Below are 25,734 nucleotides of genomic sequence, written 5' to 3' on the forward strand. Positions count from 1 at the left end.
TTATCCAACAGCTTGGCTATCCAGGCGAATCGCTTGGCGCCGCAGGGGCGGTGTCGCAGGCGCCGAGATCGGATCTCTCGCTATACACAAGCTCCCCGGCGCCCAGTTCCTGACGTTACGGACAATGCCCGAATTGGGCCGGCGCGACTATCGGCCGCACGTCTCGCGCGAAGGTTTCGGATGCACGATTAACCGGCGATCCGACAATTCACGGCTAAGCTGAATCGTGTCGCCAGGGGGTGGCGACCCGGCCGGAAATCGATCGCCGCGAGCGGCGGCAGGCGAGGCGAGTTTGGGGACATTCAAGGCGCGCGCCACGGGCCCGGGGCCGTCGACGGCATTGAAACTGCTGGCGGTCGGCCTGGCCGTGTTCGCCATGGCCCTCGCCAGCATGACCTATACCCGCTTCGGAGGCCGGATCGCCTGCCTGTGGCTGGCCAATTCGATCACGGTGGCCGCGATGCTGCGCTCGCCGCCGCGGCGCTGGGTCTGGCTGCTGCTGGTCACCACCCTTGGCAACGCCGCCGCCAAGGTGGTGGCCGGGAGCCAGGTTCCGCTGTCGTTCGGCACCTCCTTCGCCAGTTCGCTCGAGGCCCTGATCTGCGCAGCCCTGACCCTGCGCTGGTGCGGCCCGGCCATCGACATCAGCCGCCCGCGGCACCTGGCCATATTCTCCGCGGTCGGCGTCCTGCTCGCGACGCCTGTGTCGGCGATCGCCGGCAGCGCGATCATCTGGGTCGCGCGCGGCACGCCGGTTCTGGAAGGGCTCGCCAGCTGGTGGCGGATCGACGCCCTGGGCCTTTTGATCGGTGGGCCGATGCTGCTGGCTCTGACGCCGGAGGCCATGCGGGAGCTCTGGGGTTCGGTGCGGACCGGGCGCGGCGCCCTTTCGGCCGGGCTGCTCGCCCTGGCCTTGGTGCTGACCTGCAGCCATACGCGCTATCCTCTCGCGTTTCTCGTCCCGCCGGCCCTGATCCTGTTGGCGTTCGAGCTGAACGTCGCCGGCGCGGCGGTGGCGCTCGCGATCAGCGCCCTGGTGATGGTGGGCTATCAGCTCGCGCGCATCCGCGAGGAGGCCGCACCGCCTTGGGACGCCGCCGACCGGCTGTTCCTGCTGCAGGTGTTCCTGGCGGTGATGACCGCGATGGTGCTGCCCGTGGCCACCGCCCTGGCCAGCCGGCGGCGGCTGGAGAGCCAGCTGCGCGAGGCCCTGTCCGAGGCCCAGGCGGCCTCTGTGGCCAAGGGCGACTTCCTGGCCAATATGAGCCACGAGATCAGGACCCCGCTCACCGCCATCATCGGTTTCTCCGGCCTCCTGGAGAGCACGCCCGACCTGCCGGCCCAGGCCGAACTCTATGTCGAGCGCATTTCCCGCAGCGGCCGGGCGCTGCTGTCGATCGTCAACGACATCCTGGACTTCTCCCGCATGGAAGCCGGCCAGGTGACCCTGGCGCCGCGGGCGATCGACCCGGAGATCCTGGCCCGCGAAACCCTGGACCTGGTCGCCGAACAGGCCGCGGCGAAGGGGCTCGATCTGCGCTTGGAGACCAGCGGCCGCCCAGGATTCGTCGAGGCCGACGGCGAACGCCTGCAGCAGGTGCTGCTGAACCTGGTCACCAATGCGGTGAAGTTCACCCCGCGCGGCTCGGTCACCGTCCGGCTCGAGCGTGACGGCGAGCGCCTGCGGCTGGCGGTGACCGACACGGGGGTCGGCGTGCCGCAGGCCGTGCGGCAGCGCCTGTTCGAGCGCTTCTGGCAGGTGGACAATTCCAGCACGCGCCTGCATGGCGGCACGGGCCTGGGCCTGGCGATCTGCAAGAGCCTGGTCGAGCTGATGGGCGGCGAGATCGGGGTCGAGGGCCGCGAAGGGGAGGGCTCGACCTTCTGGTTCGTCGTGCCGGCTCCGGCGGCGCAGCCGGCGCCCGCGCCTGACGAGGCCGAGGATATCGACGGGCTCGAGGTCGGCTCGGCGCACATCCTGGTGGTCGACGACGTGGCCGCCAATCGCGAGCTGGTGCGGGCCATGCTGGCCGCCCTGGGGCACAGCCTGGTCGAGGCCGAAGGTGGGGCCGAGGCCGTCGAAGCCGCCGCGCGGGAGCGCTTCGACGTGATCCTGATGGACATGCAGATGCCGGGCATGGACGGCCTCGCCGCCACCCGCGCCATCCGCAGCGCCTCGCCGCTCAACGCCGCGACGCCCATCCTGGCCCTGTCGGCCAACGTGCTGCCGGCCCAGGTGGCGCACTGCCTGGAAGCCGGGATGGACGACCACCTGGCCAAGCCGATCGCCCCGCTGGAATTGCTGCAGAAGATCGCACAGTGGTCGCGGGCGCGATCATCGGCCGCGCCCTCGGGCCAGGCCGCCTGAAGCGATCACTGATCGAGGTTCAGTGAATCTTCAACCGCACCTGTCATGGTTGCGGGACCATCCCGTCGCCCTAGCCGCGAGTTCCGACATGTCGCTTGCGATCGCCATCGTGCTCAGCCTGATGGGCGCCGTCGTGGGTGTGATGCTGCGCTATGGCGGGATGGGCTGAGCAAAGGCCCGCTGGAGGCCCGCCGCCAGCGCGAGGTGTGCGTCCGCATCGGCCCTCATCTCAGCGTTGCAGTCCCGCTGCCGCCGTGCCTAAGTTTGTCTTGGCGCGCGATCGGGAGGAAACATGGCAAGCTTGCGACTATGGGCGGCGGTGTTGGCTATCTCGATAGGGGCGACGCCATCCCTCGCGCGGCCAGTCCCAAATCCCGGCTCTCAAGCCGGCGAGATCGTCGTCACTGCTGAACGTCGGATTTCGGAATACGATCCGCAGCAGACCCCGCATGTCACGCTGACACGTCGCGCCGACAACCTGATCACCGAGGTCCGCGTCGTCTGTGACACTCGCGAACCCGGACAGAGGCGCGAGGAGCTCAAGCAGACCCTGCGGGCGATGATCCGCGCAGCCGGTGCAAGCCATGGGATCAGTTTAGGTCTCGGAGACGAGGTGGTGGGGGCGTTCGACGAAACCATGCTCGATTCGGTGATCGAACCAGACACCAAGACCGACACCAGCGTCGCCCGCGTGGTCATCAAGACCCCGGTCTCGGCCACAGACAGCTTTGACTCGGCCACTGCGCGTGTCACGGCCTTCATCAAGAGCGTGCCCAAGGCGGGGCGCACCGAGGTCTTACGGGAGTCCGACTGGAATCTGACCATCGTGGGACCCGAGCGGAACCGGTCCGAGCTGCTGCGGCTGATCGCCGAGGACGCCAAGGCGAGCGCTGCGCAATTTGGTCCGGGTTACGGCTTCGTGCTGGACGGGTTGCAGCACCCGATCGCCTGGTACCAGGAGGGGCCGCTCGATCTGGCTCTCTACATTTCCTACAAGCTGCAGATCACGCCGATGAAATAAGCCGCCTAGACTCGCCTCAGTTGTACCGAGGCTTCCTCAGCAGCGCGCCGCGGTCGGCTGAGCGGATCTCGACTTCGAACACGTCGCTGTCGCGCTGCACGCGCAGGGGAATGGTCACCCCCGGCGGACCGAGCGCCCACAGGCGCCGGTAGAACTCCGCCAGGTCCGAGACCGGCCGCCCGCCCACCGCCAGCAGCAGGTCGCCGGCATGCAGCTCGGCGCGGGCGGCGGGACCGCCGGGATTGACCCCGACCACCGCCACCCTGGACCCCAGTTCCTGGGCCAGAACGCCGAGCCAGGGCCGAGGCGGGTGGGGAGGGCGGCCCTGGGTCAGGTCGTTCAGGATCGGCGGCAGGAGCTCGGACGGTACGAACATGTTGATCGGCACGGCGTCGTCGCCGAACTGGCCGAGCATGTTCAGCGAGCCGATCCCCACCAGCCGGCCCAGCTCGTCGATCAGAGCCGCGCCGCTCCAGTGCGGGTGCGCCGGGGCGGTGAACAGGGCCTCGTCCAGCAGGTATTCCCAATAGCCGGCGAAAGGCTGGCGCGCGACGACCCGGCCGGCCGCGGCATGAGCCCGGCCGCCGGCGCCCGCGACGATCACCGTATCCCCCGCCGTCAGCGACCGGGAATCGCCGATCGGCAATGAAGGCAGGCCGAGAGGCTCCATCGCCTGGACCAGGCCGAAGCCGGTGACGGGATCGACGCCGAGGACGTGAGCATGAACCTGCCGGCCGCTGTTGAGGGTCAACAGCACTTCCTCGGCTTCCATGACCAGGTAGCCGATGGTGAGCACCAGGCCATTGGGCCCGATCACCGCGCCGTTGCCGATGCGGTGGGCGCCCAGGGTTCCGGCGGTGAAGGCGTCTTCGGGGATCTTCGCCTCGAGCGCAACGACCGAGGACAGCACATGGTCCAGCTCGAACGCGAAGTCCTGCGGCGCCGGCCTCAGCCGCGCATCGACTTCATAGCCTTCAAAGGGTGAGTTCACGCCGGCGACTCCTTTCAGATCTTGAATCTTGGGCGTGATGAGGCGTCGCGCAAGGGGACGGCGGCGGTGCGCGACGTTGCAATTGCCTTTTTTATAATTGACATCATTTTCATATGTGGTGTCGTTGCCTGCGCCGCCCAGACGGCGGACCGATCAGGGAGCAACCGCCGCATGACGGGGCGCAGGCTGGAGGGCGCAGAGCGGGCGCGGCTTGTGCCGCTGATCCTGATCGTCAGCCTGTTCTTCCTCTGGGGCATGGCGAACAACTTGAACGACGTCCTGATCGCCCAGTTCCGCAAGGCGTTCTCGCTGGGCGACCTGCAGTCCGGCCTGGTGCAGTCGGCCTTTTATCTCGGCTATTTCCTCCTGGCCCTGCCGGCGGCGATGTTCATGCGCCGGTTCGGCTACAGGGTGGCGGTGATGCTGGGGCTCGCGCTCTACGGCCTGGGCGCGCTGCTGTTCTTTCCGGCGGCCGAGGTTCGGCTCTATTCCGCCTTTCTGGGCGCTCTGTTCGTGATCGCTGCGGGCCTGGCCTTTCTGGAGACCTCGGCCAACCCCCTGATGCTGGTGATGGGCGAGCCTGAGGGGGCGGCGCGGCGGCTGAACCTGGCGCAGGCCTTCAACCCCCTGGGCTCGATCACCGGCGTGATCGTGGGTCGCCAGTTCATATTTTCCGCCGCCGAGCCGGATGCGAAGCAACTTGCGGCCATGCCCCCGCCGCAACTCGACGCCCTACACGCCGCCCAAGCCCACGCGGTTCAGGGCCCCTATCTCGTCATTGGCCTGTTCGTGCTGGTCTGGGGCGGGTTGATCGCCCTGACCCGCTTCCCGACGGCGGCCAGCGATCATGCCGCGAGCGAACAGGGGACCATGGCAGACGTGCGCGCGCTCTTGGCGCGGCCTCGCTACCTGTTCGGCGTCCTCGCCCAGTTCTTCTATGTCGGCGCCCAGGTCGGGGTGTGGAGCTTCCTGATCCGCTATGCCGAGCGCGAGGTCGGTTCGCCCGAGCGCGCCGCTGCCGGCTACCTGATCATCTCGCTCGTCGTATTCATGGCTGGCCGCTTCGTTGGCTCGGCCCTGATGGGGCGGGTCAGCCCTGCGCGGCTGACGGCCCTGTTCGGCGCGATCAATGTCGGCCTGTGCCTTGTGGGCGTATTGGCGCCCGGCATGGCGGGCCTCATCGCCCTGGTGGCCGCCAGCTTCTTCATGTCGGTGATGTACCCGACCATCTTCGCGCTCAGCGTCGAGGGGCTGGGGCCGCTGACCAAGATCGGCGCCTCGTTCCTGGTCATGGCCATCATCGGCGGGGCGGTCCTGACCGCGGCCATGGGCTGGATTTCCGACCGGGCCTCGATCGCCGCGGCTATGGCGGTCCCGGCCCTGGCCTTCGCCGTGGTCGCCGCCTTCGCCCTCACGGCCGGTCGGCGGACCGCCGCGGCGGGCTTGCTGGCCGAGGCCACGCCGTGATCGACGCCCACCAGCACTTCTGGCGCCTCGACCGGAACGACTGCGCCTGGCCGACGCCAGATCTTGCGGCCATCCATCGCGACTTCGGCCCGGCCGATCTGAAGGCGGCGGCGGAGCCCCTGGGCGTGACCGGCTCGATCCTGGTCCAATCCCAGTCCAGCGAGCGCGACACCGACTGGCTTTTGGGCCTGGCCGCGGCCGAGCCTTTCATCCTGGGCGTGGTCGGCTGGACGGACCTGGCGGCGGACGACGCGCCGGGCCGGATCGCCGCCCTGGCCAAGCGGCCCAAGCTCGTCGGCCTGCGACCCATGCTGCAGGGGCTGGACGACGACGCCTGGATCGCCAGCCCGGCCGTGGCGCCGGCCCTGGACGCCATGGCCCGCGCCGGCCTCGCCCTCGACGCCCTGGTCTTCCCGCGCCACCTGCCGCACCTGTCCGATGTCGCGAAACAGCGCCCGGACCTGACCATCGTCATCGACCACGCGGCCAAGCCGCCGATCGCCGAGGGCCGCCTGGACCCCTGGCGCGATCACATGGCCCGGCTGGCCGAATTGCCCCAGGTCTGGTGCAAGCTTTCCGGCCTCCTGACCGAGGCGTCGCCGGGCGCCGGGGCCGGCGAACTCGAACCTTACGTCCAGCATCTGCTGCAGATATTCGGCCCCGAGCGGCTGATCTGGGGCAGCGACTGGCCGGTGCTGCTGTTGGCCGGCGACTATGCCGCCTGGCTCGGCATGGCCCAGGACCTAGTCGCCAGCCTGGGCGAGGAGGCCCGCGCGGCGATTTTCGAGACCAACGCCCGCCGCGCCTACCGCCTTGGAACCGCTTGTCCGGCCGGGCAAATCGGCTCCAACTCGCCGCTTCAGCATGAGGGCCTGCGCCGATGAGCCTGGACGACGCCGAGCCGGACAGCGAAGCCGACGGCCCGCGCCGCTACCGGGCGCCGGCGCTCGAAAAGGGCCTCGATATCCTGGAACTGCTGGCGCGCCAGGGTTCGGCCATGACCACATCGCAGATCTCCGCGGCCCTGGACCGCTCGGTCAGCGAGCTGTTCCGCATGGTCCAGGTCCTGGAGTATCGCGGCTACATCGAGCCGGCGGCCGACGGCGACGGCTATGAGCTCAGCAGCAAGTTGTTCGCCCTGGCCATGACCCGGGCGCCGGTCCGCACCCTGATGGAGGCCGCCCTGCCGGTGATGCGCCAACTCTCGGCCGAGGCGCGCCAGTCCTGCCACCTGGCCATCGCCTCCGACGACCAGATGGTGGTCGTGGCCCGGGTCGAGAACCCCGGCTATGTCGGCTTTTCCGTGCGCCCCGGCTATCGCCGCCCGCTGACGGACTCGACCTCCGGCGCGGTGCTGATGGCCTTCCAGCCCGAGGCTGCGCGCCAGGCCCTGTTCGCCCGCCTGGCCCCCGGCGGCAGGATGAGCGCCGCCGCCTTCGCCCGCCGCGCCGAGGCTATCCGCGCCCAGGGCTGCGAGCAGGCGCCCAGCGCCTTCGTCGAGGGGGTGATCGACATCTCGGCCCCTGTGATGGGCCCGCACGGCGCCGTGGCCGCCCTGACCATCCCCTACATGCAGAGCCGGCCCGTCGCCATGACCATCGAGGCCGCCATCGCTGCGCTGCAGGCCGCCGCCGGGCGCATCTCGGCCGAACTTCAGGGGACTTGAGTTCGGCGCACGATTGACACCGCCAGCCCCGGCGCGCATTTTTACAGGAAATACTATTTTCATAAATGAACGGGGCGAGGCTTGGCCTACGAGGCGCAGAGGCAGGGCGAAAGACCGCTTCCCAGCTTTCCGCGGCTGGGGTTCGGGGCCGGGCCGATCGGCAACCTCTATGCGCCGATCAGCGACGCCCAGGCCTTCGAGACTGTCTCCGCCGCGCTGGCCGAGGGGATCGGCTATTTCGACACCGCCCCCCACTACGGCTTCGGCCTCAGCGAGAGCCGGCTGGGCGTGGCCCTGGCCAAGCTGGACCCCGAGGAAAAGACGCTGGTCTCGACCAAGGTCGGGCGGACCTTGCAGCCCATCGCCGCCGACGCGGCCGGCGGCGTCCGCCATGGCTTCGCCGAGGCCGCACCGTTCGAGCCGGTGTTCGACTATGGCCGCGACGCCATCCTGCGCTCGTTCGAGGACAGCCGCCGGCGGCTCGGGCGGCGGCGCATCGACCTCCTCCTGGCGCACGATATCGGCCGGGTCACCCATGGCGAGGACCACGAGCGGCGCTTCGCCGAGTTCATGGACGGCGGCTATCCCGCCATGCGGTCCTTGCGCGATGAGGGCGCGGTGGGGGCGATCGGCATCGGCGTCAACGAGTGGGAGGTGGCCGAACAGGCGCTGAGAGCCGCCGAGTTCGACGTTATCCTGCTGGCCGGGCGCTACACCTTGCTGGAGCAGGGGGCGCTGGAGAGCTTCCTTCCGCTCTGCGCCGCGCGCGGTGTGCGGGTGATCATTGGCGGCCCCTACAATTCAGGCGTCCTGGCCCGCGGCGCCGGCGGCGAGCCCCCGGCCCGGTACAATTACGAGACCGCGCCGGCCGAGGTGCTGCGGCGCGTGGAGCGGCTGGAGGCCGTCTGCGCCCGCTTCGAGGTTCCCCTGGCCGCCGCCGCCCTGCAGTTCCCGCTGGCCCATCCCCAGGTCGCCAGCGTGATCCCGGGCCTGGCCAGCGCCGCTGAGGTCAAGGCCGCCGCGCGCCTGATGGCTCTGCCGATCCCTGACGCCCTATGGGAGGCCCTGCTCCACGAGGGCCTGCTGCGTCCCGACGCCCCGACCCCGCGCCGGCCCGGCCCGCTGATCCTGCTCTCCGAGGCTGACAATGTCCTGGTCTGCGCCGGTCCGGTCGCGGCCGGCCAGGTGCTGGAGATCGACGGCGAGCGGGTCACGGCCCTGGACGATGTCCCCACCGGCCACAAGATCGCCCGCCGCGCCCTGAAGCCCGGCGACAAGGTGCTGAAATACGGCGCCCCGATCGGCTCGATGACCGCGCCCGCGGCCCGCGGCGCCCACGTCCACGCGCACAACCTGACCAGCGACTACATAGCCAGCCACGGCCGCGACGCCGTCGGCGGAAAGGCCGACTGATGCTGCAAGCCTATCTCAGGCCCGACGGGCGCAAGGGCATCCGCAACGTGGTGGTGGTGGCCTATCTGGTGGAGTGCGCTCACCACGTGGCCCGCCAGATCGTCACGCGCGCCGACGACCTCGACACCCACCTGATCGGCTTTCCCGGCTGCTATCCCAACGACTACGCCCTCACCGTGATGCAGGCGCTGTGCGCGCATCCCAATGTGGGCGGGGTGCTGCTGGTCTCGCTGGGTTGCGAGAGCTTCAACCGCAAGGCTCTTTTGGACTCCGCCCGCGCCGCCGGTCGGCCGGCCGAACTGCTGGTGATCCAGCAGGCCGGCGGCACTCGCTCGACCATCCAGGCGGGGCTGGAGGCGGTCGCCCGCCTGCGCGCCGCGGCCGACCAGGCGCCGCGAGCGGCCATGGGCCTGGACGAGCTGGTGATCGGCACCATCTGCGGCGGCTCGGACGGCACCAGCGGCGTCACCGCCAACCCCGCCGTCGGCCGCTGTTTCGACCGGCTGGTCGAGGCCGGCGCCGCCTGCATCTTCGAGGAGACCGGCGAGCTGATCGGCTGCGAGAAGATCATGGCCAGCCGCGCGGTGACGCCTGAGCTCGGCGCCGAGATCGAGGCCTGCGTGGAGAAAGCGGCGCGCTACTACACCATCATGGGCTTCGGCAGCTTCGCGGCCGGCAACGCCGACGGCGGCCTGACCACCCAGGAAGAAAAGTCCATGGGCGCCTATTCCAAGTCGGGCGCCTCGCCGATCAGCGGCCTGATCAAGCCTGGCGACCGCCCGCCCGGCGGCGGCCTCTACCTGCTGGACGTGGTGCCCGACGGCGAGCCGCGGTTCGGCTTTCCCAACATTTCCGACAACACCGAGGCGGTGGAGCTGATCGCCTGCGGGGCGCACATGATCCTGTTCACCACCGGCCGCGGCTCGGTGGTCGGCTCGGCTATATCGCCGGTGATCAAGGTCTGCGCCAACCCCGAGACCTATCGGCGCCTGTCCGAAGACATGGACGTCGACGCCGGCCGCATCCTGGAGGGGCGCAGCGGCGTGGACGAGGTCGGCGCGGAGATCTTCGACCTGGTCGTAGCCACCGCCGGCGGCCGGCGCACCGCGTCTGAGGACCTGGGCCACCAGGAGTTCATCCTGACCTACAAGCATTTCGAACCGATCGGCCCGGCCTGCCTGCCGGTCCGGGCGGCCTGAGGGTGTTGGCTGTGAGTGTTGAGTCGCGGCGAGCCCCCTCCACCATGCTTCGCATGGTCCCCCTCCCCCAGTGGGGGAGGAATGGCGTGGACGTCGGTGCTCCAATTCCTCCCCCTCAGGGGGAAGGGGACCGCCCGAAGGGTGGTGGAGGGGGCCTGCGCCGGACAGAAGGACCGAGGACCCCATGGGACGACTGAGCGGCAAGACCGCCCTGGTGACCGCAGCAGCGCAAGGGATCGGGCGGGCGACCGCCGAGGCCTTCGTCCGCGAAGGCGCGCGGGTGATCGCCACCGATATCGACCTCGCCGCCCTGGAGGGGCTGGCGGGCTGCGAGGCCCGCCGGCTGGACGTGCTGGACGCCGCCGCGATCACGGCCCTGGCGGCGGAGCTGGGGGCCATCGACGTCCTGGCCAATATCGCCGGCTTCGTCCACGCCGGCAGCATCCTCGACTGCGAGCCGGCCGATTGGGCGTTTTCCTGGGACCTCAATGTCGGCTCGATGTACCGCACCATCCGCGCCTTCCTGCCGGCCATGCTGGCGGCGGGCGGGGGCTCGATCGTCAACATGGCCTCGGTGGCCAGCTCGGTGAAGGGCGTGCCGGGACGCTTCGCCTATGGCGCCACCAAGGCGGCGGTGATCGGCCTGACCAAGTCGGTGGCCGCCGATTTCGTCGGCCGGGGAGTGCGCTGCAACGCCATCTGCCCGGGCACCGTGCAGTCCCCCTCGCTGGAGGCGCGGCTGGCGGCCACCGGCGACTACGAGGCGGCGCGGACGGCCTTCGTCGCCCGCCAGCCCATGGGGCGGCTGGGCAAGCCTGAGGAGATCGCCGAGCTGGCCGTCTATCTGGCCAGCGACGCCGCCGGCTTCACCACCGGGGCGATCCACATCGTCGACGGCGGCTGGATCGGCTGAGATGCGACGCTTCGTGCTCCTCCTGGACCTGAAGGACGATCCGGAGCTGATCGCTGCCTATCGCCGCTGGCACGCGCCGGGCGGCCCGCCGGCGGCGGTGGTCGCCTCGATCCGCGCCTCGGGGATCACCGACATGGAGATCCACATCTGCGGCGAGCGGCTGGTGATGCTGGTCGAGGCCGAGGACGGCTTCTCCTTCGCCGCCAAGGCCGCGGCCGACGCCGCCGATCCGGAGGTCATGGCCTGGGAGGCGATGATGGACCGCTTCCAGAAGGCCCTGCCCTGGGCCAAACCCGGCGAGAAATGGACCCCGGCTGAGCGTATCTTCGCCCTCGCCGAACAGCCCTGAAAAGAGACGGAAAGACCAAAGCATGAAACTGCTGCGCTACGGCCCCGCGGGCCAGGAAAAGCCGGGTCTGATGGACGGGGAGGGCCAGATCCGCGACCTCTCGGCCCATATCGCCGACATCACCCCCGCCGCCCTCGGCCGCGAGGCCCTGGCCAGGCTGGCGGCGCTGGATGTCGCCAGCCTGCCCGTCGTCGAGGGGATGCCGCGGATCGGGGTCCCGGTCTCGGGCGTGCGCCAGTTCATCGCCATCGGCCTCAACTATGCCGACCACGCCAAGGAATCCGGCATGCCGATCCCCGCCGAGCCGGTGATGTTCACCAAGGCGGTCAGCTGCCTGTCCGGCCCCAACGATCCGGTGATGCTGCCCAAGGGCTCGGTCAAGACCGACTGGGAGGTCGAGCTGGGCGTCGTGATCGGCGAGACCGCCCGCTACGTCGACGAGGCCAGCGCCATGGACCATGTGGCCGGCTTCGTCCTGATCAACGACGTCTCCGAGCGCGAATACCAGATGGAGCGCGGCGGGACCTGGGACAAAGGCAAGGGCTGCGAGACCTTCGGCCCCGTCGGCCCCTGGCTCGCCACCCGCGACGAGATCGTGGACCACGACGCCCTGGCGATGTGGCTCGACGTCAACGGCCGGCGCATGCAGGCGGGCTCGACCAGCACCATGATCTTCAAGGTCCCAGAGCTGGTCAGCTACGTCAGCCGCTTCATGACCCTTTTGCCCGGCGACCTGATCACCACCGGCACCCCGCCCGGCGTCGGCCTCGGCCAAAAGCCCGAGCCGGTCTACCTGAAGGCGGGGGACGTCATGAGCCTGGGTATCAGCGGCCTGGGCGAACAGCGGCAGGAGGTCGTGGCCTGGGGTTAAGTCAGTCCTCGAAGCCCACGAACACCACCGCCTCGTCCACCGGCTTGCGGCGCGAGACCACGGCGTTGGCGGGAAACCGATCGTCGGGATAGCCCATGGCCACGCAGATCATGATCACCTGGTCGTCCGGAATGCCGGCGTGCTCGCGCACCACCGGCGACTGCATGATGCCCTGGCTGTTGATCACGCAGCCCAGCCCCCGGGACCAGGCGGCGTTGACCAGGGCGTTCACCACCCCGCCGCAGTCGAACGGCCCGATGTCGCCGCCGTGGATCGAGCGGTCATAGGTGATGACCACGGAAACCGGCGCGTCGAACTGGCGAAAGCCCCGCAGCACCCAGTCGGTCCGCTTCACCTTGTCGTCGCGCTCGATGCCCATGGCGCCGAACAGCTGCTTGGCGATTTCGATCTGCCGCTCGCGGTGCGGGCCGACATAGTCGCCATGGCTGCGGACCTCGCGCGAGGCCGGCACGCCGGCCAGGTTGCGCTCGGTATTGCCGACCCGGATGCGGTCCAGCGGCGCGCCCGCGACCACATAGAAGTTCCAGGGCTGGGTGTTCAGCGAGCTGGGCGCGCGCATGGCCAGCTCGATGACCTCGCGGATCACGGTCTTAGGCACGCCCTCCGGCTTGAACCCCCGGATGCTCCGCCGGCCCAGCACCACATCGTCGAACTTCATTCCACCCTCGTTTTCGGTTTGCACGGGGTCATGCCGCGCCTGCCGCAAGGGCGGTCAACTTCACTTTGACCGGCCGGCAAGGTGGGGCGACCGCCGACGAGCGAGCTGCTTTTCGTCTTGTCCGAAATCCCCTTCCCAGTCAGACCTTTGCGGCCTTCCTGGTGGAGCCGAGGGGAGTCGAACCCCTGACCTCCTCATTGCGAACGAGGCGCTCTACCAACTGAGCTACGGCCCCCTTTTCAGGGTAGGCGCGCACATAAGGGGCGCCGCCCTGGGCTGTCAAGCGCGTGCGGCGGCGCGCCTTGCCGCAGACGGCCAAGCCGGGCTAGATGGGGCGCTCCATGAACTGACGAGAGTCGGAAGAAACCATGATCGACGCGGTGCTGTGGCTGTTCAACGCCGTGGTCGGCCTCTACATCTTCGTGGTGTTCGTCGCCGTGATCATGAGCTGGCTGACCGCGTTCAACATCGTCAATCCGCGCAGCCCGATCGTGATGCAGATCGAGCGGATTCTCTACGCCCTGACCGATCCCGCGCTCCGGCCGATCCGCCGCGTCATTCCCTCGCTGGGCGGGCTCGACATCAGCCCGATCATCCTGTTGCTGCTCCTGGAGTTCATCCAGCGGCTGGTGAACAACCTGCTGCTCGGCCGGGTGTTCTACTCCATCTGATGACCGCGCGGCTGGTGGTGCGGCTGACCCCGCGAGCCGGGCGCGACCGCATCGACGGCTGGGACAAGGACGAGGCTGGGCGCGCCTTCCTCAAGGTCCGCGTCGCGGCCCCGCCGGTGGAGGGCGAGGCCAACGCCGCCCTGGTCCGCCTGATCGCCAAGACCCTGGGCGTATCCAAGGGCGCGGTGCGGGTCGTCGCCGGCGAGACGGCGCGGCTGAAGCAGCTGGAGATCGAGGGGCTGGAGCAGGTCGAGCTGGCGCAACGGCTCAGCCCATCCCCTCTATGAGGGCGCGCAGGTTGCGGTGAAAGTGGGTGATCGCCCCTTCGAAGCGCCCGAACTGGAAATGGTCGTTGGCGCCGCTGGCGAGGCCGCGCTGGATCGATTCCACCACCTCGCGGTCCTCGCGCGCGCCGGCGTCGACGAAGTCGGTGTCGCGGGCGATGGCGTCCTTGGCGGTTTCGATCGTCTCCTCCTCCGCCAGGGCATAGGTCAGGGTGCGGGTCAGGGTCGCGCTGATCGGCTCCAGCACCACCAAAAGGGTCCGCTGGGGGAAGGTGGCCACGATCACGTTGGGGAACAGGTGATAGACGTGGGTCAGGGTCCCGCCGACCCGGCGTTCGGCCGGCGCCACGCCGCGCAGCTTGTTGATGTTGCGATAGGGGAAGGTGACCCGGCTGTTCCAGCCGAACCGCTCGACCACGTTCAGGTTGTCGAACTGCACCGGGAAGAAGGTGTCCCGGTGGGTGGCGTAGATGTGGTAGCCCTCGAGGAAGCCCTCGGCCACGATCTTCCAGTTGGCGTGGCTGTCCTGCTGGCCGGTCGAGACCAGCTTGAGGCTCGGCGGCAGAAGCTCGGGCAGGCCGTCCAGGCTGGGGCCGCCCGGCGCGGGGGCGTCCTGGGTGATGAAGACGATCCCGCCGCGCTCGGCCACCGCATGCAGGGGAACCAGGCCGTTCTTGGCCTTGTCCAGGCCGGGAAAGCCGTCCTCGTGCGGCACGTGGCGCAGGGCGCCGTCCAGGCCGTAGGTCCAGCCGTGATAGGGGCAGACGAAGCTGGCCTCGCGGCCGTGGCCGCAGGCCACCTGGGCGCCGCGGTGGCGGCAGGCGTTGCGGAAGGCGCGCACCACTCCGTCGCCGCCGCGCACGGCGATCAGCGGCGTCCCGGCCGCCTCGCGCGCTATGTAGGCGCCCGGCCGATCGAGGGCGGCGGAAGGGCAGAAGGCGGTAGGGACCCGGCGCATGACCTGATCGCGCTCGATCAGGAACCGGGCCTCGGAGCGGTAGTTGGCCACCGGTTCGCGCCAGGTCTCGTCGCAGACGTCGGTGGTCTGGTTGTCGATGTGGTCCAGGATCCGCTGGGCGATCGCCGGCGCGTCCAGAAGCGCTTCCATCTCGTTCGTCTCCCTGCCGCTGTTGCGGTCTTGGTTGCGGAGCATAGCCGCGCCGGGGCCGGCTGGCGCGCACATTCGAGTGAATTTCCCTTAGGTCACGGGGGGTTACCTAGCCTAGCGTCTTCAAAATCCCGGCGGCCTCAGCCACCGACGCGCCCAGGGTGTCCTTGCGGTCCAGCATGGCGAAGCCGAGGTCGGCGGCGCGGTCGCCGGGGATTTCCGGCCCTTCCGGCGCATAGACCCGGGCGCCGAACGAGCCGTGGACTTCGTGGACCCCGGTCCGCCGCACGATCTCGGCGATATTGGCGGGGGTGACGCCGCAGCCGGCCATGACCCTGATGCGCCCTCCCGCCTGGGCCACGAACTCGGCGATGCGGTCGGCGCCCAGGAGCGCGTTCCTGGCGCCGCCGGAGGTCAGGATGCGCTCGAAGCCCAGGGCGATCGCGGTCTCCAGCGCCCGGGCGAAGTCGGGAACCAGGTCGAAGGCGCGGTGCAGGGTCAGGCCCAGGCCCTTGGCATGTTCGACCAGGGCGGCCAGGACATCCTCGTCCAGCTCGCCCGAGGCGGTGTTGGCCCCGATGACCACGCCGGGCAGGCCGGCGGCGCGCGCCGCGTCGATGTCCCAGCGCATGACGTCGACGTCGCGGGCTTCATAGCGGAACTCGCCCGGGTGGGCGCGGATCATGGGATAGGCGGGGATGGGCTGGCGCGACGCCAAGGCCATCAGGCCAGGGGTGGGGGTCAGGCCCTGCAAGGCGAGAGACGAGCAGAGCTCGATGCGGTCGGCGCCCGCCTGCACCGCCGCGACCAGGCCGGCGGGACTGTCGACGCAGACTTCCAGGAGGCGGCGAGGGGACATGGGAGCGGCTCCGGCTTCAGGTTGCCCGCGGCCTTGCAGGGTGTAAGCCTGGGCGGGCGAACAGGATGTGTGAGGAGCCGCTGATGATCGATCGCAGACGCTTGATCAAGGCCGGGATGGCCGGGCCGGCGGCGATGGCGGCGGGCGCGGCCGCGGCGGCCGACGCAGGGGCCGAGGGCGTCAGGCTCGGCAAGCCCTGCGTGATCTCGACTTGGCCGTTCGGCGTGGCGGCCAATCAGGCGGCGTGGCGGGTGCTGAACGGCGGCGGGCGGGCGCTGGACGCGGTGGAGGCCGGGGCGCGGGTGACCGAGGCCGACCTCAGCAACCACAGCGTCGGCCGGGCCGGCTATCCCGACCGCGACGGCCATGTGAGCCTGGACGCCAGCATCATGGATCACGACGGCAATTGCGGCGCGGTGGCGGCGATCGAGCACATCGCCCATCCGATCTCGGTGGCGCGGCGGGTGATGGAGAAGACCCCGCACGTGCTGCTGGCCGGCGACGGCGCCCTGCAGTTCGCCGTGGAGCAGGGGTTCGAGCGCGAGGAGCTGCTGACGCCGGAATCCCGCATCGCCTGGCAGGAATGGCTGAAGACGGCGAAGTACCAGCCGGCGGCCAACAGCGAGGCCTCGACCTATGGCAAGGGCAAGCTCGGCACGCCGGGCGGGGCGGCCAACCACGACACCATCGGCATGCTGGCCCTGGATGCGGCCGGGAACCTCTCGGGGGCCTGCACCACCAGCGGCATGGCCTGGAAGCTGCGGGGACGGGTGGGCGACAGTCCGATCGTCGGCGCCGGCCTCTATGTGGACGGCGAGGTCGGAGCGGCCACCTCGACCGGGGTCGGCGAGGAGGTGATCCGCAACTGCGGCAGCTTCCTGGTGGTCGAACTGATGCGCCAGGGCCGCTCGCCCGCCGAGGCCTGCAAGGAGGCGGTGACCCGCATCCTGAAGCGCAAGGCCGACGCCAAGGACCTGCAGGTGGGTTTTATCGCCCTGAACCGCGAGGGCGAGGCGGGCGCCTGGGCGATCCAGTCCGGCTTCAGCTGGGCCCTGTGCGACGGGGCGCGCCAGGATCTGGTCTTGCCCGGACCGAGCTTCTATCCGGCTGCCTGACCTATTTCGAGGAGCCGCCGGTCGCGGCCCGGCCGGCGGCGGAGACCGCACCTGCGCCCACGCCCACCGCTGTGGTGGTGACCTTGGTCGCGACGCCGACTGCGGCTCCGGCCGCGCCGGCGACGGTGGCGGCGACGCAGCCCGCGCCGGTCAGGGCGAGGGCGGCCAGGGCGGCGGCGAGGGCGAAGCGGCGAACTGAAGACATTGGGAAAAACCTGGGACACGAAACAGGCTGCAGTATGGCCGCTCGCGCCCGCGCCGGCCCTGCGGCCTATGCGCCCTAGAGGTCCAGGCCCGGGGCCTCAGGCGCGCCCTCGCCGCCCCCGTTCAAGGCGAGCTGCATGATCACCACGTCGAGCCAGCGGCCCTTCTTGTAGCCCACCGCCTGCATCACCCCGGCGTGGCGAAAGCCCAGGGAGGCGTGCACCCCGATCGAGCCGGCGTTCTCGCTGTCGCCGATCACGGCCAGCATCTGGCGCAGGCCCATGGCCTCGCAGGCCTGGATCACCCGGCCCAGCACCAGCTTGCCCAGGCCCTGGCCCTGATGGCCGGGGGCGACATAGACGCTGTCCTCGACGGTGTAGCGATAGGCCGTGCGCAGGCGGAACGGGCCGGCATAGGCGAAAGCGGCGACCTGGCCGTCCACTTCGGCCGCCAGATAGGGCAGGCCGCGCGCCTGTACGGCGGCGAGGCGCGAGGCCATCTCCTCCGTACTCGGAGGATGTTCCTCGAACGTGCCGAAGCCGTTCAGCGCATGGTGGCCGTAGATGGCGGCGAGCGCCGGCGCGTCGGCCGCCGTGGCCGCGCGGACCAGCGTCGTCACAGGTTTTCCCACCCGCGCTCCACCGCCCAGATGGCGAAGGCGTAGTCGAGGGCGATCTCCTTCAGGAAATCAAACCGGCCCGAGGCGCCGCCGTGGCCGGCCTCCATGTTGATCTTCAGCAGCATGGGCGCCTCGCCGGTGGTGAACTGGCGCAGCTTGGCGATCCACTTGGCCGGCTCCCAATAGGTCACCCGCGGGTCGGACAGGCCTCCGGTGGCCAGCACCGCCGGATAGGGCTTGGCCCCGATGTTGTCATAGGGGCTGTAGCCGGCGATGCGGTCGTAGGCCTCGGGATCGTCCAGCGGATTGCCCCACTCCGGCCATTCCGGCGGGGTCAGGGGCAGGGTGATGTCGCTCATGGTGTTGAGCACGTCGATGAACGGCACCGCCCCGATGATCCCGGCCCAGAGGTCGGGGCGCATATTGGCGATCGCCCCCATCAGCATGCCGCCGGCCGAGCCGCCATAGGCGACGATACGGCCCTTACGGCCATAGCCCTCGGCCGTCAGGTGCTCGGCGCAGGCGATGAAGTCGGTGAAGGTGTTGGTCTTCTTCTCGCCCCGCCCGTCCAGGAACCAGCCCCAGCCCTTTTCCGCCCCGCCGCGCACGTGGGCCGTGGCCCAGATCCAGCCGCGGTCGACCAGCGACAGGTTGCGGATCGAGAAATGCGGCTCCATCGGGATGCCATAGGCGCCATAGCCGTAGAGCAGCATGGGCGCTGAGCCATCCAGCGGAGTTCCAGCCCGCATCAGGACCGTGATCGGCACCTCCGCCCTATCGGCGGCGCGGGCGTAGAGCCGGCGTGTGACGTAGGCGGACGGATCGTGGCCGGAGGGAATCTCCTGGGTCTTGCGCAGGGTGCGGCCGCGGGTCTTCAGGTCGTAGTCGAACCATTGCCGCGGGGTGGTCGGCGACTCGTAGACGAAGCGCAAGGTGGTGGTGTCGAACTCGTAGCCGCCGGCGAGGCTCAGGGCATAGGCCTCCTCGGCGAAGGCGATTTCGTGTTCCTCGCCGGTCTCGCGCGCGGTCAAGAGGATCTTGTTGTTGGCGTTTTCGCGCACCAGGCGCACGAACCAGTCCTTGACCGCCCCGATCGCCACCACATAGCGCCCTGGCTGGTGCGGCGACCACTCGGTCCAGGCCTTGCGCGAGGGATCGCCCAGCGGGGCCTGCATGACCTTGAAATCCACCGCCCCGTCGGCGTTGGTGTGGATCAGGAAGCGCCCGTCCCAATGCTCCAGGTCGTAGCGGACGCCGCGGGCGCGCGGCTCGACCACCTTGGGCTCAGCGGTCGGATCGTTGGCCGGGATCAGCCGCACCTCTGAAGTCTCATGGTCACCCGAGCCGATGACGATGAAGCCGTCGGACGAGGTGGTTCCGACCGACAGGAAGAAGCCTTCGTCCGGCTCGTCGAACACCAGGACATCGTCCTTTGTCCCGCCGCGCGCGGGTCGGCGATAGACCTTGGCCGGCCGTCCGTGGTCGTCGCGCCAGATCCAGAACAGCCAGTTCGAGCAGGGCGAGAAGGTGAAGCCGCCTGTGGCGCTCTCCACGGGCTCGGGCAGGGTTTCGCCGGTCTCCAGGTCCTTGATCAGGATACGGAACACTTCCGAGCCCTGCTCGTCGACCGCATAGGCGTAGAGTCGGTGGTCGGGGCTGTGCTGGGCGCCGCCGACCTGGAAATAGGCCTTGCCCTTGGCTTCGGCGTCCTCGTCCAGCAGGATCACCTCGCCGGTCTCGGCGCCGCGCGGGCGGCGGGCGTGTATCGGGTGCTGGGCGCCCAGTTCGAAGCGGGCATAGTAGTCCCAGGGGCCGTCCGGGGTCGGGACCGAGCTGTCGTCCTCCTTGATGCGCCCCTTCATCTCCGCGAACATCTGCGCCTGCAGCGGCTCGGTCTGGGCCAGCATGGCCTTGCAATAGGCGTTCTCGGCCTCGAGGTGCTCGCGCACGTCGGCCCGCACCACGCTGGGGTCGCGCAACACCTGCTGCCAGTTGTCGTCCTTCAGCCAGGCGTAGTCGTCGACGCGGATACGGCCGAGTTGTTCGATCCGCTTGGGATCCTTGCGGGCGACAGGAGCGATGGGGCGGGTCATGCCCCAAGACTTAGCGAGGGGGCGAGGGCTGGGGAAGGGGCGTCGCCGCCCCTATTGCGCGATCACCGCCAGACGCTCGTTCAGGGCCGGATCCAGCGCGCCCGAGGGGGCGAGGCCCTGGTCTCGCTGATAGGCGGCGATGGCCAGCTTCAGCGCCGGGGATTCAGCGCCGTCGGTCGGACCCTGATAGTAGCCGAGGTGCTGCAGCGCGCGCTGGGCGGTGACGACCGGCGAGGCCACGGTGGCCTGGGCCACCAGGCTGGGGCCTTGGGCCAGGAAGCTCTGGGCTGCGCGTTCAGCGGCGCCCTGGGACTCCACGGACAGCTGGGCCTTGATGCGCTGGGCGCTGGAGCGAGACTCGGCGTCGCCGGCGCGGGCGGCGATCAGGTACCACTTGTAGGCCTCGGCCGGGTTCTGGGCGACGCCGAAGCCTTCCTCATAGAGGCGGCCGAGATTGTACTGGCTGTCGGTCAGGCCGAGGTCCGCCGCGCGGCGGAACCACTGGGCGGCGGTGGTGGTGTTCTTCGGCCCGCCGGTGCCCTCGAAATAGTAGAGGGCCAGGTTGTGCATGGCCTTCTTGTCGCCGCCCTGGGCCGCGCGCTCGGTCCAGCGACGGGCTTCGGCGCTATCGTGCTTCAGGCCGGCCTCGCCGCCCTCATAGAGCTTGGCCAGGTAGAACTGGGCCGGGGCGTAGCCGAGATTGGCCGACTTCTTCAGCGCCTCGACGCCGGTGAAGTCGTGCGACTCGATGCGGCGGGTGGCGTCGCCATAGAGACTGACCGCGTCGGGATTGGGCGCGGGCGGCAGGTTCAGCGCGGCGGTCGCTGGGCCGCCGGCGGCTGAGGCGTCCGTGGAGGGCTTGGTGGCGATGGCTTCGGCCAGGATCGGGCCGGGCGCGACCGCAGGCGCAGCGGCCTTGGCTGGCGCTGGAGTCTTGGTCCCGAACAGGCCCGCGATTTCTTGCGAAAGGCCGCTCGAGGGCTTTTCCGAGAGAACGGCGTAGCCGGCGACCGAGACGCCCATCGCGGCGGCGGCGCCGAAGACCAGAAGGGCGTTGGCGGTGGCCGAGCCCTGGCGGCGGCGCAATGGCGGCTGAGCGGCGGAGCCGGAGAAGAAGTCGCGGGCGCGGGACCGGCCACGGCCCTCAGTGCGCTGGGCGGCGGCGCGCGTGGCGGCCCGGGCCTGCTCTATCAGGTCGCGGGTGGAGCCGGAGCGGGGCGCGAACAGAGACTCGGCGTCGTCCTCCAGCTCGGCTTCGGCGGTCGGAGCGGAGACGTCGCGCAGATAGGGGGCCTGGGCGATCGGGGCGAAACCTTCGGCGGCGGGCTCGGGCGCGTCAAGATCGTCGTCACCCTCGTCGAAGGCGGTGGCGACGATTTGCGATTCCGCGGCGTCGGGGGCTTCAGGCGCAGCGGCGCTGGCCAGATGGGCCGGGGTCGTGACGTAGGTCTCGGTGGCGCTCCAGGTCTCGGCCGGGGCGGAATGGACCACGAAGGGCTGGGAGACGAAGGTCGCGCCAGGAAGGGGCTCAGGCGTAACGGCGGGGGCCTCGGCCTCAGGCGCCCAGGCGCTGTCCTCCTCGGCGTGCGGCAGGCGGATATCGTCGGGCTCGGCCTGGGGCAGGACGGGCTCGTCCGCCAGGGCTTGAGCGGCGGCGCCATGAGACAGGGTGTCCGGCTCGATGCCGAACTCGGCCATCATGCGGGCGGTGGCGGCGATCACCTCGGCCGGCGAAAGGAACGGATCCATGGCCGGGTCCGTCGGCTCGACGGGCTCTTCCTCGGCGACGGCCTGGGCCAGGCTGGGCTCGATGAAGTCGGGCTCGTCCAGCTCCTCGGCGATCAGCGGCGCGGTGGAGGCGGCCTCCAGATCGTACTCGAATTCCGCTTCGATCTCGTCGGCCTCGGCCTCATAGGCCGGTTCGGCGGCGGCCGGGCTGGCCGGACCCATGGGCGGTCGGCTGGCGGCGAAGCTGTCATGGCCGAACGGGGCCACGTCTGGCTCGAGGAAGACCGGCTCGCCATAGACCGGCGGGCTGTAGCTGGGGGGCACATAGGCCTGGCCGGCATAGGCGGGGCCGAAGGCCTGGACGGCGTAGGGAGGCGCGGCGTAGGCGGGGACGGCCTGGACAGGCGCGGCGGGGACTGGGGCTGGCGCCGGCTCGGCCAGCTTGGTCTCCAGCCGCCGGTTGGTCTCGGCCAGGCGCTCGTCGATACGAGTCCTGGCGTCTTCGAGCAGCCGCGCGGTGCGCTCCTCGCTCTGGCGGATGCGGTCCGACAGCTCGCTGGTGACGCGGTCCTGGTGGTCCTGCACGCGGCCGGTGACGCGGCTCAGCTGCTCGCCCAGATCGTCGACCGCCTGGGCGGAGCGGCGCTCGGAATCGCCGATGCGCTCGGCCAGGCGTTCGGTGATGCGGGCGATTTCGCCGCCCAGCTTCTCCAGCGCCGCCGCCCCGATCATGTCGGCGCGCTCCATGCGCGATTCCATGGTGTCGGCCAGGCGGCGGACGTCGCCGCTGACCTGCTCGATCGCCTGGTTGGAGCGGTGCTCGGCGTCGCTGACCTGGCGGCCGAGCACGTCGGCCATGCGCAGGACTTCGTGGCCCATCTTCTCGATGGCCTGGGCCGAGCGGCGTTCGGCGGCCTGAATATGGCCGTTCATCGTCTCCAGCGCCTGGTCGATACGTCCGTCGGCGGCGGCCTTGATGTTCTCGGCCATCTCGGCGCGGGCGGCCTCGACACGCTCGGTCAGGTCGGTGGCCAGCTGCTGCAGCGCGCCTTCGCTGGCCCCGCCGTCAATCCGCTCCTCGGCGGCGGCCAGGCGCAGGTCGAGGCAGCCGAACGAGGCCTCCAGGCTGCGCAGGGCGGTGGTGGTTTTCAGTTCCGCCTGCTCCAGCCGTTCCGACAGGCGCGCCACCACGGCCTCGACCAGGTCGGCAGGATTGGCGGCGGCGAGGCCTTCTTCCACACGGCTGTTCAGGCCGTCGACGTCGCGCCGCAGGCCGGCCAGGGCCACGCGATTGCGTTCGTCGCCCTCGTAGAGATGGCTGGCGACCTTGGCGAGGGCGTTCTCGACCGACTTGATCGCTTCGGCGGTGCGGGAGCCGACGTCCTCCTGCTCGGCGCGGCGCAGGCGCTCGCCGACCTTGGCCGTTTCGGTGCGGATGTCGTCGACAGCGCCCTCGAAGCGGGCGGCGACCGCGGTCTGCTCGCGCTCTGCGTCGCCCATCCGGGCCATCAGGCGGGAGACCGACTGGTCGATGCCGCTGATGGCCTGGGCCGAGCGCAGCTCGGCGGCCTCGATGCGGCTGGAGAGCTCGTCCAGGGCGCGGCCGAAGCGCATGGCCTCGTCGCCCAGGTGGGCCGGCGCCTCGTAGCGGCGGTAGCCTTCGCCCTGCTGCAGCGCCGGCTGGCGGCGGGATGACCCGAAGGGATCCGAGCTATAGTCGGTCTGGGCCAGATCTTCTGAAGTTTGGTTGTCTTCGAGGATCACTTGGTTGAGCCATTCGCCTAGGGTCATGCCGGACCGGCGGGCGAGGACCTTGGCGATCTCGCGCGCCTTGGGGTCTATGCCTTTCACGCTCCAAGGCGCCCCCGAGGTCATTCGATTCGCTCTCCAACACGCAATTTCGACGCTATCCAGCAATCCCTTGCGAGTAAACGCGAGACAACCGCTAAATATGGTATTCCCGCACGAGTCCTGTGGATGAACGCGGACTGCGGCCGAGGAGCCATCCGATCACACGCCAACGTGGTTAATCGGTAGTTAACAGTGAGTATTGCGCGGGCCGGACCGGCCGGTCTCGAAGCCTTGCGAAGGCGGTGGCTTCTGGCGCAGGCGCGATGCAAAATCCCAGGCGGCGCTTGGGTTTTCTGCGCCATCGACGATGGGTGCGGACCCGTCGCCCAGGCGGAGGCGCGACCAATTAACCTTCCCTAACGCTTCAGGAAGCCGCGCTTGTTTCAGCAGAGCCTGCAGGTTCTCGGCGCTTCGGGCGAGGCGCGCCAACTGATTCGCCAGGGGCCGGAATCAGTTTTCACGAGCATTCAGTTTCGCCGGTTCGCGTATTGTGTGGGCCGATCAGGCCGCGGCGGGCACGGGCTGGTTCGGCTGGCGCTCGTCGTCACGCCGGGGCCGCTTGGTCAGGCCGGAGACCCCGCCCGAGGACATCAGGCCGACATCGGCCATCAGGATCGGGATGGTCCACTTCTTCGGCGCCGCCATGTAGCGCGGCTGCCAGACCGGATCGTACTTGTCCTTGTAGCGGCGCACGCCCCGGAAATTGTACAGCTCCTCGCCGCGTTCGAAGAGCAGGTTGCCGACCCGGGACATGATCGGCGCCAGGGGCCGGTCCTCAAGGCCCGCCAGCGGGGCCATGCCGAACTCGAAAGCCTGGTAGCCCTGCTCCTTGCCCCAGTGCAGCAGTTCGACGAACAGGTAGTCCATCACGTTCTTGGGCGCCTCGTCGGCATAGCGCATCAGGTCCATGGAGAAGGCCGAGCGGTCGTTCGTGGTCCAGATCGTGGCGAAGGCGGCTATGGCCCCGTCCACCCGCACCACGCCGCACGGGAACTCGGCGACGTAGCGTTCCTCGAACCCGCCCATGGAGAACTTCTTGTCGCCGCCGGCATGGTGGCTCAGCCAGACGTCGGAGACCCGGCGCAGCTCGTCCATCTGCGCCAGCACCTGGTCGTGGTTCAGCACCTCGAAGCTGGCCCCGGTCTCGCCGGCCTTGCGCCAGTTGCGGCGCAGCACCTCGCGCCGGCGGCCGGAAAGGGAGAACTGTTCCAGGGGCACGGTCGCCGACTCGCCGGTCTTCTGGATCGCGAAACCCAGCTCGACCACGTCGGGCAGAAGGTCGGGGCCGATGGCGTAGAGGCCGGGGCGCGCGGCGTGGGCGTCGGCCAGTTCGCGGAAGCGCCAGAGCAGCTCCATCCGCTCCTCGCGCAGGCCCACCGGCGGGCCGAGGGCGATCCATGAGCGGCCGCGCACGCCGAACATCAAAAAGCTCTTGCCCGAGGCGGAGAACAGGAACCGCTTGTCGCCCATCAGGGCCAGGTTGGCGGGCGGGTCGACGTCCTCGGCGCTGGCCAGGATGGCGCGCACGCGCTCGAAGTCCGGGTCGTGGTCGCCGACCACCGGCGGGGTGGCGGGGGTGGCGACCATCCGCCAGACGCCGACGGCCAGGAGCAGGATCGCCGCCCCGGCCCAGGCGCGCAGCGAGCGGTTGGCGTCGGCGTCGCCAATCACCTTCCACCACAGGGTGTCGGAATAGTCGGCGTGGTGGAACTGCCACCAGCCGAGGATGGCGGCGCCGGTGACGCAGGCCCCGGCGGAGGCCAGCCAGCCAGGGGTGATCTCCATGCGCGACAGCTGGGCCTTGCGCGGGAACGCCGCATGGACCGGCAGGATCAGCAGGCAGGCGACGGCCAGGGTCGCCGTCTCCTCCCAATTGAAGCCCTTGAGCAAGGCCAGGAGCGCGCTGATCACCAGGACGCCCACCGCCGCGCCCCAGGCCGCGTCCAGCCGCCGGCGCAGGCCGAAGGACAGCAAGACCAGGACCAGCCCCAGGATGCTGGACAGGAAATGGCTGAGCTCGATCACCCATAGGGGCAGGATCGCCGCCAGCCACTGGAAGCGCTCCGGGTCGGAAGGCGTCGCCCCCGACACCAGCAGCAGGACGCCGGCCGACAGCGCCAGGACCGCCGAAACCATCGGCGCCATTTCCAGCGCCGCAGGCCTCAGATCGCGCAACACACTCATGTAAAACCTTGGGCAGCCCCCGATGGGGAGCATCATAGCCGGTTTGCCGGCCGAGCGCAGGGGGGCGCCGACGCCTTGCCC

Annotated in this window: 23 protein-coding genes and 1 tRNA gene; 14 read left to right on the top strand and 10 right to left on the bottom strand. The window is 69.9% G+C overall.

The features are described 5' to 3' along the window. Positions 1-340: 340 nt before the first annotated feature. The 3 genes from KCG34_RS21985 (at position 341) to KCG34_RS21995 (ending at position 3,389) form a co-directional block, all read left to right on the top strand. Positions 341-2,368 (top strand): hybrid sensor histidine kinase/response regulator, encoded by a 2,028-nt coding sequence (locus KCG34_RS21985; protein WP_211937735.1) that lies wholly within the window; start codon positions 341-343, stop codon positions 2,366-2,368. Between the two features lie 22 nt (positions 2,369-2,390). Beyond that, complete coding sequence (locus KCG34_RS21990; RefSeq protein WP_211937736.1) at positions 2,391-2,537, top strand: hypothetical protein; 147 nt, start codon at positions 2,391-2,393, stop codon at positions 2,535-2,537. Between the two features lie 123 nt (positions 2,538-2,660). After that, positions 2,661-3,389 carry a hypothetical protein gene (locus KCG34_RS21995; RefSeq protein ID WP_211937737.1) on the top strand — a complete coding sequence of 243 codons (729 nt, stop codon included), beginning with the start codon at positions 2,661-2,663 and terminating at the stop codon, positions 3,387-3,389. A gap of 16 nt (positions 3,390-3,405) precedes the next feature. Here the strand turns inward: KCG34_RS21995 and KCG34_RS22000 are convergent, their stop codons facing one another. After that, positions 3,406-4,380, bottom strand: a complete 975-nt coding sequence (locus tag KCG34_RS22000; protein ID WP_211937738.1) for a S1C family serine protease — start codon at positions 4,378-4,380, stop codon at positions 3,406-3,408. A gap of 171 nt (positions 4,381-4,551) precedes the next feature. Between KCG34_RS22000 and fucP the strand changes: the two genes are divergently transcribed. From fucP to KCG34_RS22040, 8 genes are all read left to right on the top strand, one after another. Then, entirely contained in the window at positions 4,552-5,847 is a 1,296-nt protein-coding gene (gene fucP / locus KCG34_RS22005) for an L-fucose:H+ symporter permease (protein ID WP_211937739.1), read from the top strand. Then, the gene (locus tag KCG34_RS22010; protein ID WP_211937740.1) at positions 5,844-6,731 is read left to right on the top strand and encodes an amidohydrolase family protein; all 888 of its coding nucleotides are present in this window, start codon (positions 5,844-5,846) and stop codon (positions 6,729-6,731) included. The genes fucP and KCG34_RS22010 overlap by 4 nt, the downstream gene beginning before the upstream one ends. Further along, positions 6,728-7,513: an IclR family transcriptional regulator gene (locus KCG34_RS22015; RefSeq protein ID WP_211937741.1), complete on the top strand. Its 786-nt coding sequence runs from the start codon at positions 6,728-6,730 to the stop codon at positions 7,511-7,513. The genes KCG34_RS22010 and KCG34_RS22015 overlap by 4 nt, the downstream gene beginning before the upstream one ends. Before the next feature lie 81 nt (positions 7,514-7,594). Continuing rightward, positions 7,595-8,926, top strand: coding sequence for an aldo/keto reductase (locus KCG34_RS22020; protein ID WP_249138117.1), 1,332 nt, complete (start codon positions 7,595-7,597; stop codon positions 8,924-8,926). After that, complete coding sequence (locus KCG34_RS22025) at positions 8,926-10,125, top strand: UxaA family hydrolase (protein ID WP_211937742.1); 1,200 nt, start codon at positions 8,926-8,928, stop codon at positions 10,123-10,125. Before KCG34_RS22020 ends, KCG34_RS22025 begins: the two co-directional genes overlap by 1 nt. Positions 10,126-10,309: 184 nt before the next feature. Then, the gene (locus KCG34_RS22030) at positions 10,310-11,038 is read left to right on the top strand and encodes an SDR family oxidoreductase (RefSeq protein WP_211937743.1); all 729 of its coding nucleotides are present in this window, start codon (positions 10,310-10,312) and stop codon (positions 11,036-11,038) included. A 1-nt stretch (position 11,039) separates the two neighbouring features. Beyond that, positions 11,040-11,387 carry an L-rhamnose mutarotase gene (locus KCG34_RS22035; protein ID WP_211937744.1) on the top strand — a complete coding sequence of 116 codons (348 nt, stop codon included), beginning with the start codon at positions 11,040-11,042 and terminating at the stop codon, positions 11,385-11,387. 22 nt (positions 11,388-11,409) lie between these two features. Beyond that, positions 11,410-12,258, top strand: coding sequence for a fumarylacetoacetate hydrolase family protein (locus tag KCG34_RS22040; RefSeq protein WP_211937745.1), 849 nt, complete (start codon positions 11,410-11,412; stop codon positions 12,256-12,258). A gap of 1 nt (position 12,259) precedes the next feature. Here KCG34_RS22040 and KCG34_RS22045 read toward each other — a convergent pair whose 3' ends face one another. Next, positions 12,260-12,937, bottom strand: a complete 678-nt coding sequence (locus KCG34_RS22045) for a nitroreductase (RefSeq protein ID WP_211937746.1) — start codon at positions 12,935-12,937, stop codon at positions 12,260-12,262. A 159-nt stretch (positions 12,938-13,096) separates the two neighbouring features. Continuing rightward, a tRNA-Ala gene (locus KCG34_RS22050) sits at positions 13,097-13,172 on the bottom strand. A 133-nt stretch (positions 13,173-13,305) separates the two neighbouring features. Here KCG34_RS22050 and KCG34_RS22055 point away from each other — a divergent pair. Both KCG34_RS22055 and KCG34_RS22060 read left to right on the top strand, forming a co-directional pair. Continuing rightward, on the top strand, positions 13,306-13,608 hold the full coding sequence (locus KCG34_RS22055) for a YggT family protein (protein WP_211937747.1): 303 nt from the start codon (positions 13,306-13,308) through the stop codon (positions 13,606-13,608). Further along, positions 13,608-13,895, top strand: a complete 288-nt coding sequence (locus KCG34_RS22060; RefSeq protein ID WP_211937748.1) for a DUF167 domain-containing protein — start codon at positions 13,608-13,610, stop codon at positions 13,893-13,895. The genes KCG34_RS22055 and KCG34_RS22060 overlap by 1 nt, the downstream gene beginning before the upstream one ends. On the opposite strand, the gene KCG34_RS22065 is transcribed toward KCG34_RS22060, so the two are convergent. Together KCG34_RS22065 and KCG34_RS22070 are read right to left on the bottom strand one after the other, a co-directional pair. Further along, positions 13,876-15,000, bottom strand: a complete 1,125-nt coding sequence (locus tag KCG34_RS22065) for an aromatic ring-hydroxylating oxygenase subunit alpha (RefSeq protein WP_211937749.1) — start codon at positions 14,998-15,000, stop codon at positions 13,876-13,878. The two genes, KCG34_RS22060 and KCG34_RS22065, sit on opposite strands and share 20 nt — an antisense overlap. Before the next feature lie 109 nt (positions 15,001-15,109). Next, positions 15,110-15,859: a copper homeostasis protein CutC gene (locus KCG34_RS22070; RefSeq protein ID WP_211937750.1), complete on the bottom strand. Its 750-nt coding sequence runs from the start codon at positions 15,857-15,859 to the stop codon at positions 15,110-15,112. A gap of 83 nt (positions 15,860-15,942) precedes the next feature. Here KCG34_RS22070 and KCG34_RS22075 point away from each other — a divergent pair, with 83 nt between their 5' ends. Then, positions 15,943-16,974 carry a glycosylasparaginase gene (locus tag KCG34_RS22075; protein ID WP_211937751.1) on the top strand — a complete coding sequence of 344 codons (1,032 nt, stop codon included), beginning with the start codon at positions 15,943-15,945 and terminating at the stop codon, positions 16,972-16,974. A gap of 1 nt (position 16,975) precedes the next feature. Here the strand turns inward: KCG34_RS22075 and KCG34_RS22080 are convergent, their stop codons facing one another. The 5 genes from KCG34_RS22080 to KCG34_RS22100 form a co-directional block, all read right to left on the bottom strand. Then, the gene (locus KCG34_RS22080; protein WP_211937752.1) at positions 16,976-17,179 is read right to left on the bottom strand and encodes a hypothetical protein; all 204 of its coding nucleotides are present in this window, start codon (positions 17,177-17,179) and stop codon (positions 16,976-16,978) included. Between the two features lie 75 nt (positions 17,180-17,254). Then, positions 17,255-17,797, bottom strand: a complete 543-nt coding sequence (locus tag KCG34_RS22085; protein WP_211937753.1) for a GNAT family N-acetyltransferase — start codon at positions 17,795-17,797, stop codon at positions 17,255-17,257. Beyond that, positions 17,794-19,890 (bottom strand): S9 family peptidase, encoded by a 2,097-nt coding sequence (locus KCG34_RS22090; protein WP_211937754.1) that lies wholly within the window; start codon positions 19,888-19,890, stop codon positions 17,794-17,796. The genes KCG34_RS22085 and KCG34_RS22090 overlap by 4 nt, the downstream gene beginning before the upstream one ends. 51 nt (positions 19,891-19,941) lie before the next feature. Next, positions 19,942-23,493 (bottom strand): peptidoglycan-binding protein, encoded by a 3,552-nt coding sequence (locus tag KCG34_RS22095; protein WP_211937755.1) that lies wholly within the window; start codon positions 23,491-23,493, stop codon positions 19,942-19,944. Between the two features lie 477 nt (positions 23,494-23,970). Next, on the bottom strand, positions 23,971-25,653 hold the full coding sequence (locus tag KCG34_RS22100) for a GNAT family N-acetyltransferase (RefSeq protein WP_211937756.1): 1,683 nt from the start codon (positions 25,651-25,653) through the stop codon (positions 23,971-23,973). Positions 25,654-25,734: the final 81 nt, after the last annotated feature.

Source organism: Phenylobacterium montanum (assembly GCF_018135625.1).
Classification (GTDB): Bacteria; Pseudomonadota; Alphaproteobacteria; order Caulobacterales; family Caulobacteraceae; genus Poindextera; species Poindextera montana.

What these genes read in the sequence shown, in the direction of transcription:
- KCG34_RS22090 (WP_211937754.1), bottom strand. Translation starts at nt 19,890, where the DNA reads ATGACCCGCCCCATCGCTCCTGTCGCCCGCAAGGATCCCAAGCGGATC.
- KCG34_RS22070 (WP_211937750.1), bottom strand. Translation starts at nt 15,859, where the DNA reads ATGTCCCCTCGCCGCCTCCTGGAAGTCTGCGTCGACAGTCCCGCCGGC.
- KCG34_RS22095 (WP_211937755.1), bottom strand. Translation starts at nt 23,493, where the DNA reads ATGACCTCGGGGGCGCCTTGGAGCGTGAAAGGCATAGACCCCAAGGCG.
- KCG34_RS22100 (WP_211937756.1), bottom strand. Translation starts at nt 25,653, where the DNA reads ATGAGTGTGTTGCGCGATCTGAGGCCTGCGGCGCTGGAAATGGCGCCG.
- KCG34_RS22030 (WP_211937743.1), top strand. Translation starts at nt 10,310, where the DNA reads ATGGGACGACTGAGCGGCAAGACCGCCCTGGTGACCGCAGCAGCGCAA.
- KCG34_RS22015 (WP_211937741.1), top strand. Translation starts at nt 6,728, where the DNA reads ATGAGCCTGGACGACGCCGAGCCGGACAGCGAAGCCGACGGCCCGCGC.
- fucP (WP_211937739.1), top strand. Translation starts at nt 4,552, where the DNA reads ATGACGGGGCGCAGGCTGGAGGGCGCAGAGCGGGCGCGGCTTGTGCCG.
- KCG34_RS22035 (WP_211937744.1), top strand. Translation starts at nt 11,040, where the DNA reads ATGCGACGCTTCGTGCTCCTCCTGGACCTGAAGGACGATCCGGAGCTG.
- KCG34_RS22065 (WP_211937749.1), bottom strand. Translation starts at nt 15,000, where the DNA reads ATGGAAGCGCTTCTGGACGCGCCGGCGATCGCCCAGCGGATCCTGGAC.
- KCG34_RS22025 (WP_211937742.1), top strand. Translation starts at nt 8,926, where the DNA reads ATGCTGCAAGCCTATCTCAGGCCCGACGGGCGCAAGGGCATCCGCAAC.
- KCG34_RS22045 (WP_211937746.1), bottom strand. Translation starts at nt 12,937, where the DNA reads ATGAAGTTCGACGATGTGGTGCTGGGCCGGCGGAGCATCCGGGGGTTC.
- KCG34_RS22055 (WP_211937747.1), top strand. Translation starts at nt 13,306, where the DNA reads ATGATCGACGCGGTGCTGTGGCTGTTCAACGCCGTGGTCGGCCTCTAC.
- KCG34_RS22080 (WP_211937752.1), bottom strand. Translation starts at nt 17,179, where the DNA reads ATGTCTTCAGTTCGCCGCTTCGCCCTCGCCGCCGCCCTGGCCGCCCTC.
- KCG34_RS21995 (WP_211937737.1), top strand. Translation starts at nt 2,661, where the DNA reads ATGGCAAGCTTGCGACTATGGGCGGCGGTGTTGGCTATCTCGATAGGG.
- KCG34_RS22060 (WP_211937748.1), top strand. Translation starts at nt 13,608, where the DNA reads ATGACCGCGCGGCTGGTGGTGCGGCTGACCCCGCGAGCCGGGCGCGAC.
- KCG34_RS22075 (WP_211937751.1), top strand. Translation starts at nt 15,943, where the DNA reads ATGATCGATCGCAGACGCTTGATCAAGGCCGGGATGGCCGGGCCGGCG.
- KCG34_RS22040 (WP_211937745.1), top strand. Translation starts at nt 11,410, where the DNA reads ATGAAACTGCTGCGCTACGGCCCCGCGGGCCAGGAAAAGCCGGGTCTG.